The following is a 6,191-nucleotide window of genomic DNA, read 5'->3' as shown; positions in this document are numbered from 1 at the left end:
ATCAGGTAAAGTACCTGCTGCTATTCACTTAGCACCAGAGGCAGTAGAAGGCGGCATTATTGCTAAAATCCGAGAAGGCGATTTAGTGACGCTTGATGCGCCAAACGGAATCTTAAAAGTACACGTTAGCGACGAAGAGCTTGCTAAGCGTGAAGCAGAACTTAGCCTGCCAAGTGCAACATTTGGTACAGGTCGTGAATTATTTACTGGATTTAGAAATATCGTAAGCAGTGCCGATTTAGGCGCGAGTGCTTTTGGACTTGAATAAATATTAGCCATACTGGGTAATGAGGAACAAGTAATGAGTATTGAAAAAATCTTAGCATCGGCACCCGTAGTGCCAGTGGTTGTAATCGAAAAATTAGAAGATGCAGCACCACTTGCAAGAGCTTTATACAACGGTGGCTTAAAAGCCTTAGAAATAACACTACGTACACCCATTGCTGCAGAAGCTGTAAAGCTAATGAAAGCAGAAGTACCTGAAGCCTATGTAGGTACTGGTACGGTAGTAGATAAGGCAAGTTTTGATCTTTCGGTTGCCGCTGGTGCTGATTTTATGGTGAGTCCAGGTGTTAGTGATGAGCTTATTGCTTTAGCTAAAACATCAGATATACCATTTTTACCAGGCGCTGCAACTGCAAGTGAAGTTATGCAACTTGCGTCGCATGGTTTTAAGTATTTAAAATTCTTCCCAGCAGAAGCTGCAGGCGGAACAGCTATGCTTAAATCAATCGGTGGCCCATTACCACATATTACTTTTTGCCCAACTGGCGGCATTAGCCTAGCAACTGCTCCTAATTATTTAGCGCTTAACAACGTTATTTGTGTTGGTGGTACGTGGATGCTAGATAAACAACTAATTGAAAATAAAGACTGGCAAGCAATTGAAGCGCTTGCTCGCCAAGCAAGTGAACTTAAATAGGAGTCTAAAATGATTAATGTAGCAATTAACGGGTACGGCCGTATCGGTAGAAATGTTTTACGTGCACTTTATGAGTCAGCTCAAAACAGCGAAATTAAAATTGTAGCAATTAACGATTTAGCACCAGCTAACGTAAATGCACATTTAACGCAATATGACTCAGTTCATGGTCAATTTTCAAAAAAAGTAACACTTGAAAACAACACTATGCTAATTGGGGATGACGTAATTACGTTAACGCAAGAGCGTGACCCTGCAAACTTACCGTGGAAAGAGCTAAACGTAGATATCGTTTTAGAATGTACTGGTTTTTTCACTAAACGTGATGACGCCGCTAAGCACATTACTGCAGGCGCTAAAAAAGTAATCGTATCTGCTCCAGGTACTGGTTTAGATGCAACAGTAGTGCATGGTGTAAACAGCGACGTAATTAATGCTGACAGCAATATCATTTCTAACGCTTCTTGTACTACTAACTGTTTAGCGCCAATTGCAAAAGCAATTAACGACACAGTAGGTATTGAGCAAGGTAGCATGACGACTATTCACGCTTACACCAACGATCAAAACTTATCTGACGTTTACCACCCAGATTTATACCGTGCGCGTAGTGCAACTCAATCTATGATCCCAACTAAAACAGGTGCTGCGGCAGCTGTTGGTTTAGTATTACCAGAACTTGCTGGTAAATTAGATGGTATGTCGGTACGTGTACCTACAATCAATGTTTCTTTAGTTGATTTTACGTTTATCACTAAGCGTGATACGACTGCAGAAGAAATCAATGCAATCATGAAAGAAGCATCAACGGGTTCAATGAAGAGTATTTTAGAATATAACGAGCTTCCGCTTGTTTCTATCGACTTTAACCATAACCCAGCGTCGTCTATCTTTGATGCAACGCAAACTAAAGCCAATGGCAAACTAGTTAAAGTAATGGCTTGGTACGACAATGAGTGGGGTTTCTCAAACCGCATGTTAGACCAAGTTAAATCATTAGGTCAGTACTTATAATTGACCTTGTAAAAGTTTAGCTTTATCCAACCAAGCCACGCATTGCGTGGCTTTTTTGCGTTTAGTTTATCTGTATATTTGCAATTCAAAATTAGAAGGGAACTATTTGTATTTTTTATACCCTAAATTTTGTTAATATGTGGGTGTGTAAATCAATGGAATTTCGTTGTATTTAATCAACTCAACGACGCAAGGAATAATAAAAATGATCAGAGCTCTATCGCGAAAAGTATTTCGTACAAATCATCTTCAGATAGGTGAGGGCAACATAAGTGGCTACATAGCCTGCTTTTTAGCAATACTGAGTTGCTTAGGCGTATTAGCGTTTCACTTTCCTGAATATTTAACCACACCAGAGCTGAGAAAAAGCTACAGCGTCGACTTTTTACGTCAGCTTATGTTTGCATCATTATTGGTCTCGGGCAGTTTAGGATTACTTAACTTTGTACGTAATACCAATAAGCGTTTAGGGGCTACAGCGTGGTTTTTTATTTTACTCGCTATTATGTTTGGCGGACCAAACGTTGAAGTAAACGAATTTGCTTCTGATACACCTTATATAGGGCTTGATTGGTTTATTTTAGATTTACTCGGCTCAACACTTATATTTATTGTGATTGAAAAGTTATTACCTCATCGTAAAGATCAAAAAATATTACGTAGCGAATGGCGAGGCGATTTAAACCACTTTTTTGTAAATCATTTAATTATTGGTTTTGTATTACTCGTTACTAACCACTTTGTGCATTATGGCTTTGGCTGGGCTGTATCATCTACAGTACAAGGTTATATAGAGCAAACACCCTTTATAGTGCAGTTGTTTTTAATAATACTCGTGGCTGATTTAATGCAGTATTGGGTGCATCGTGCCTATCACGAAGTCCCTTTATTATGGCGCTTTCATGGCGTACATCACAGTGCTAAAGAAATGGATTGGTTAGCGGGCTCTCGCCAGCATATTCTTGAAATACTCGTAACGCGCAGCTTAGTGCTCACGCCTATATTTGTACTTGGTTTTTCACAGCAAATAATTAGTTTGTACGTAATAATTGTGGGTTTGCAGGCTGTGTTTAACCATGCAAATGTGCGTGTGAAATTTGGTTGGCTAAAATATTTTATGGTTACACCGCAGTTTCACCATTGGCATCATGCGTCAGATAAAGCCGCGATTGACCGAAATTACGCTGCACATTTTTCGTTTTTAGATTATGTGTTTGGTACTGCTGTTAAAGGCCAAAAAGAGTGGCCACAAGCGTATGGTGTAGTCGGGGATTACATGCCCGTAGGTATGCTTAAACAACAGGTTTACCCGTTTAAGCGCACTAAATAAGTACGGAAAATCCGAATAAACATAAAATAAAAGCGAGTAAGATGTTACATTTTGCTCGCTTATATTATTAATATTAAATTTATTTTAGCTCTGCTAATAACTCAGTAAATGTAGGTCTTTGATTTAATGTAGGTTGCATGGCACATTTTGCCATATTGGACATTTTAACAAAGAGCTCACTTTGTTTATCATCGCCAGTTACCGTGCCTATTAAGTCTTCAATTAAACACCCTAATGCACGTACTTCAATTAACTCGATTTGCTTTTGTTGATAATCACTTAACGTGGCTAAGTTTGTGGCTGCACCAAAATCACCAAATAATACATCAGCATCTTTGTTTATCATGGTGTTATGCGCATACACGTCGCCATGGCTTACTTTACAAATATGCAAGTGATGTAAGGTACTTACCATTTGCTGTGCAATTTTTAAAATAGCGTGAGTTGAGTAATGGCAATCATTATTAAAGGTATCACGAGTACAGGTTTCAAGGCTTGGAGGCAGGCCTAAATTAGCAAAGCTTTTATCTATTAGCTCCATTACTAAACCTAGCTGATCACTTTGCTCAATGTAGGCAAGTACTTGAATTAAATTAGCGTGATCGCCTGCTTGTAAGCAGCAATTTACTTCATCAAGCGGGTAGCCGTCGCTGGTAATTGCGCCTTTAAATAATTTAATCGCTACAGCACTTTCAATAGCTTGTGCTAAATGAATAACGCCCGATGCACCTTGGCCAATAACATGACTAAGTGTGTAATCGTTAAGAGACTTATTTTCTAAGCAGCTTTTTGTAAGGCACTGGGCTTTATTAAATTCGTTACCAGCAAACGCAAGCCAAGCAAGTTTAGGCAATTCAAACAGCCAGTCGTCTACGTGTGTTAAGTTATTAGCAGAGAGCCTAACAAGCTCAAGGTTTTTACACTGCGCCATGCTACTTGGTAGTTGCTTAAGTTGATTGCCTGCAAGCGCGAGCTTTTTGAGCTTCGTAAATTGGCCAAAACTTTGTGGAAGCTCAGTAATATTATTGTCGGTGAGTATGAGCCATTCAATATTTTTTGGTAAACAATAATCACTAAACTCAGTTATTTTACAGCCTTTAAATGCAACCATTATCAGAGCAGGGCATTTAGCTAAAACCGCAGGAATATGCTTAAACTGATTAAACGATAAAAATACACGCTTAAGGCGTGTTAAACAGGCAAATTCATCAGGTAGTGTTGATAAATTATTATTTGATAAATCGAGTACTTCAAGCGTGTCAGCTAAGCTAAAGATTTCTTCAGGAAATGTCGTTAGCTCTTCTACCAATTGCAGGCGAGTAGCACCAACAAGTTTGCCACTTTTAAGCTCTTTAAAGGAGTTCATATTAATACCATGTTCTAAAAATGAAAAAGCCAACATAGCTGTTGGCTTAAAGTCGTTCTAACTTACTAAATCGCTCTTTAGAATTGCGCGTTATGGTAAACGTTTTGCACGTCGTCGCAATCTTCTAACATTGCTAAAAAGCGTTCCATAACTTCAACGTCTTCGCCTTCAATCGGCGTTTCAATTTGTGGCACAAAGCTAATTAGGTCTTCGTCAAATTCAGTCACGCCCATTTCTTCAAGCGCTGTACGTGTATTGTTGTACTCTGTGTGAGGAGCAAAAACAGTAACTTTACCGTCATCTACTTCTACGTCAGTTACATCAACATCAGCCATCATAAGAGCTTCAAGTACTGCTTCGTCGTCATCACCGTCAAATACAAAAATAGCAAGGTGATCAAATAAATGTGAAACAGAGTTTTGAGCGCCAATTTTAGCATTCGCTTTGGTAAAACAAACACGTACATCAGCAAAGGTACGCTTGTTGTTGTCTGTTAAACAGTCAACAATAATCATACAGTTACCAGGGCCGTAACCTTCGTAACGTGTTGCTGCGTAGTCTTCACCGCCGCCGCCTTTTGCTTTGTCTATTGCGCGGTCAATAACGTGTGCTGGTACTTGGTCTTTTTTAGCGCGTTCAATTAAACGACGTAATGATAAGTTACCATCTGGATCTACACCGCCGTTTTTTGCACAAATATAAATTTCTTTGCCGTACTTAGAATAAACTTTAGTTTTAGCACCCGCAGTCTTAGCCATTGAATCTTTTTTGTTTTGGTAAGCTCTTCCCATCTGCGTTTCGCCTTAATATATGTAAATAATAGAATAAAATTATAATGCGTATTCTAAAGGTAAATGCATTCAAGGGCTAGTAAGTATTAAAACAGATTAAATCGGTAACGTTTAAAAGCCATGTAAACTGTATTTTATTAATGGGATCATCGAGGGTTCTAGACGTTGGAATTATATCTATTATGTGTAAATTTAATTCAATAAAAAAGCAACCTGTATAACAGGTTGCCTTACTAAGTAATAAAAAGTAAGTGTTACTTACCAAATACGTACACGCTCATCTTCAGGAAGGTATAACGCATCGCCTGGTTTTACATCAAACGCTTTGTACCATGCATCATGGTTACGCGGCGCTTGTGCTCTAAAGCGACCTGGGGCATGTGTGCCACCACGCAGTTGGTTAAGCATGCTTTGCTCAGTACGTTTTTCTTTCCATACTTGTGCCCACGCAAGGAAGAAACGCTGATCGCCAGTAACGCCGTCAATAACAGGCGCTTCTTTACCATTTAAACTGAGCTTGTACGCGTGATAAGCCATTGATAGCCCACCTACATCACCAATGTTTTCGCCAAGGCTATTTCGACCATTAACAAAATTACCTTCGATTGGCTCGTATTTACTGTACTGCGCAGCCAGTTGATCGGCTTTTTTGTCAAATGCAGCGCGGTCAGCATCAGTCCACCAGTTACGTTGCACACCGTTTTCGTCAGATTTTGAACCTTGATCGTCAAATCCATGACCCATTTCGTGACCAATTACAGCGCCAAT

At 39.3% G+C, this 6,191-nt stretch carries 7 protein-coding genes; 4 read left to right on the top strand and 3 right to left on the bottom strand.

The window, feature by feature from the left end:
• The 4 genes from L652_RS0103375 to L652_RS0103360 form a co-directional block, all read left to right on the top strand.
• On the top strand, positions 1 to 268 hold a 268-nt coding region (locus L652_RS0103375; protein WP_029770147.1), incomplete at its 5' end, for a dihydroxy-acid dehydratase.
• Positions 269 to 301: 33 nt separating this feature from the next.
• Complete coding sequence (eda, locus tag L652_RS0103370; RefSeq protein WP_002959756.1) at positions 302 to 922, top strand: bifunctional 4-hydroxy-2-oxoglutarate aldolase/2-dehydro-3-deoxy-phosphogluconate aldolase; 621 nt, start codon at positions 302 to 304, stop codon at positions 920 to 922.
• A gap of 9 nt (positions 923 to 931) precedes the next feature.
• Positions 932 to 1,936: a type I glyceraldehyde-3-phosphate dehydrogenase gene (gene gap, locus L652_RS0103365; protein ID WP_024597618.1), complete on the top strand. Its 1,005-nt coding sequence runs from the start codon at positions 932 to 934 to the stop codon at positions 1,934 to 1,936.
• A gap of 205 nt (positions 1,937 to 2,141) precedes the next feature.
• On the top strand, positions 2,142 to 3,266 hold the full coding sequence (locus L652_RS0103360) for a sterol desaturase family protein (protein ID WP_024597617.1): 1,125 nt from the start codon (positions 2,142 to 2,144) through the stop codon (positions 3,264 to 3,266).
• A 79-nt stretch (positions 3,267 to 3,345) separates the two neighbouring features.
• Here the strand turns inward: L652_RS0103360 and L652_RS0103355 are convergent, their stop codons facing one another.
• The 3 genes from L652_RS0103355 to L652_RS0103345 form a co-directional block, all read right to left on the bottom strand.
• The gene (locus L652_RS0103355; protein ID WP_033013189.1) at positions 3,346 to 4,632 is read right to left on the bottom strand and encodes a leucine-rich repeat-containing protein kinase family protein; all 1,287 of its coding nucleotides are present in this window, start codon (positions 4,630 to 4,632) and stop codon (positions 3,346 to 3,348) included.
• A 77-nt stretch (positions 4,633 to 4,709) separates the two neighbouring features.
• Positions 4,710 to 5,423: a YebC/PmpR family DNA-binding transcriptional regulator gene (locus L652_RS0103350; protein WP_002959761.1), complete on the bottom strand. Its 714-nt coding sequence runs from the start codon at positions 5,421 to 5,423 to the stop codon at positions 4,710 to 4,712.
• Positions 5,424 to 5,681: 258 nt separating this feature from the next.
• Positions 5,682 to 6,191: M13-type metalloendopeptidase (locus tag L652_RS0103345; protein WP_029770146.1), on the bottom strand; the 510-nt coding region annotated here is incomplete at its 5' end.

It is taken from the genome of Pseudoalteromonas sp. TB25 (assembly GCF_000497995.1).
GTDB lineage: Bacteria > Pseudomonadota > Gammaproteobacteria > Enterobacterales > Alteromonadaceae > Pseudoalteromonas > Pseudoalteromonas distincta.
Note: the sequence above shows the minus strand (reverse complement) of the source record. Positions and strands in the feature narration are given on the sequence as shown.

Coding starts and splice junctions, on each gene's coding strand:
- L652_RS0103360 (WP_024597617.1), top strand. CDS start 2,142: ATGATCAGAGCTCTATCGCGAAAAGTATTTCGTACAAATCATCTTCAG.
- eda (WP_002959756.1), top strand. CDS start 302: ATGAGTATTGAAAAAATCTTAGCATCGGCACCCGTAGTGCCAGTGGTT.
- L652_RS0103355 (WP_033013189.1), bottom strand. CDS start 4,632: ATGAACTCCTTTAAAGAGCTTAAAAGTGGCAAACTTGTTGGTGCTACT.
- L652_RS0103350 (WP_002959761.1), bottom strand. CDS start 5,423: ATGGGAAGAGCTTACCAAAACAAAAAAGATTCAATGGCTAAGACTGCG.
- gap (WP_024597618.1), top strand. CDS start 932: ATGATTAATGTAGCAATTAACGGGTACGGCCGTATCGGTAGAAATGTT.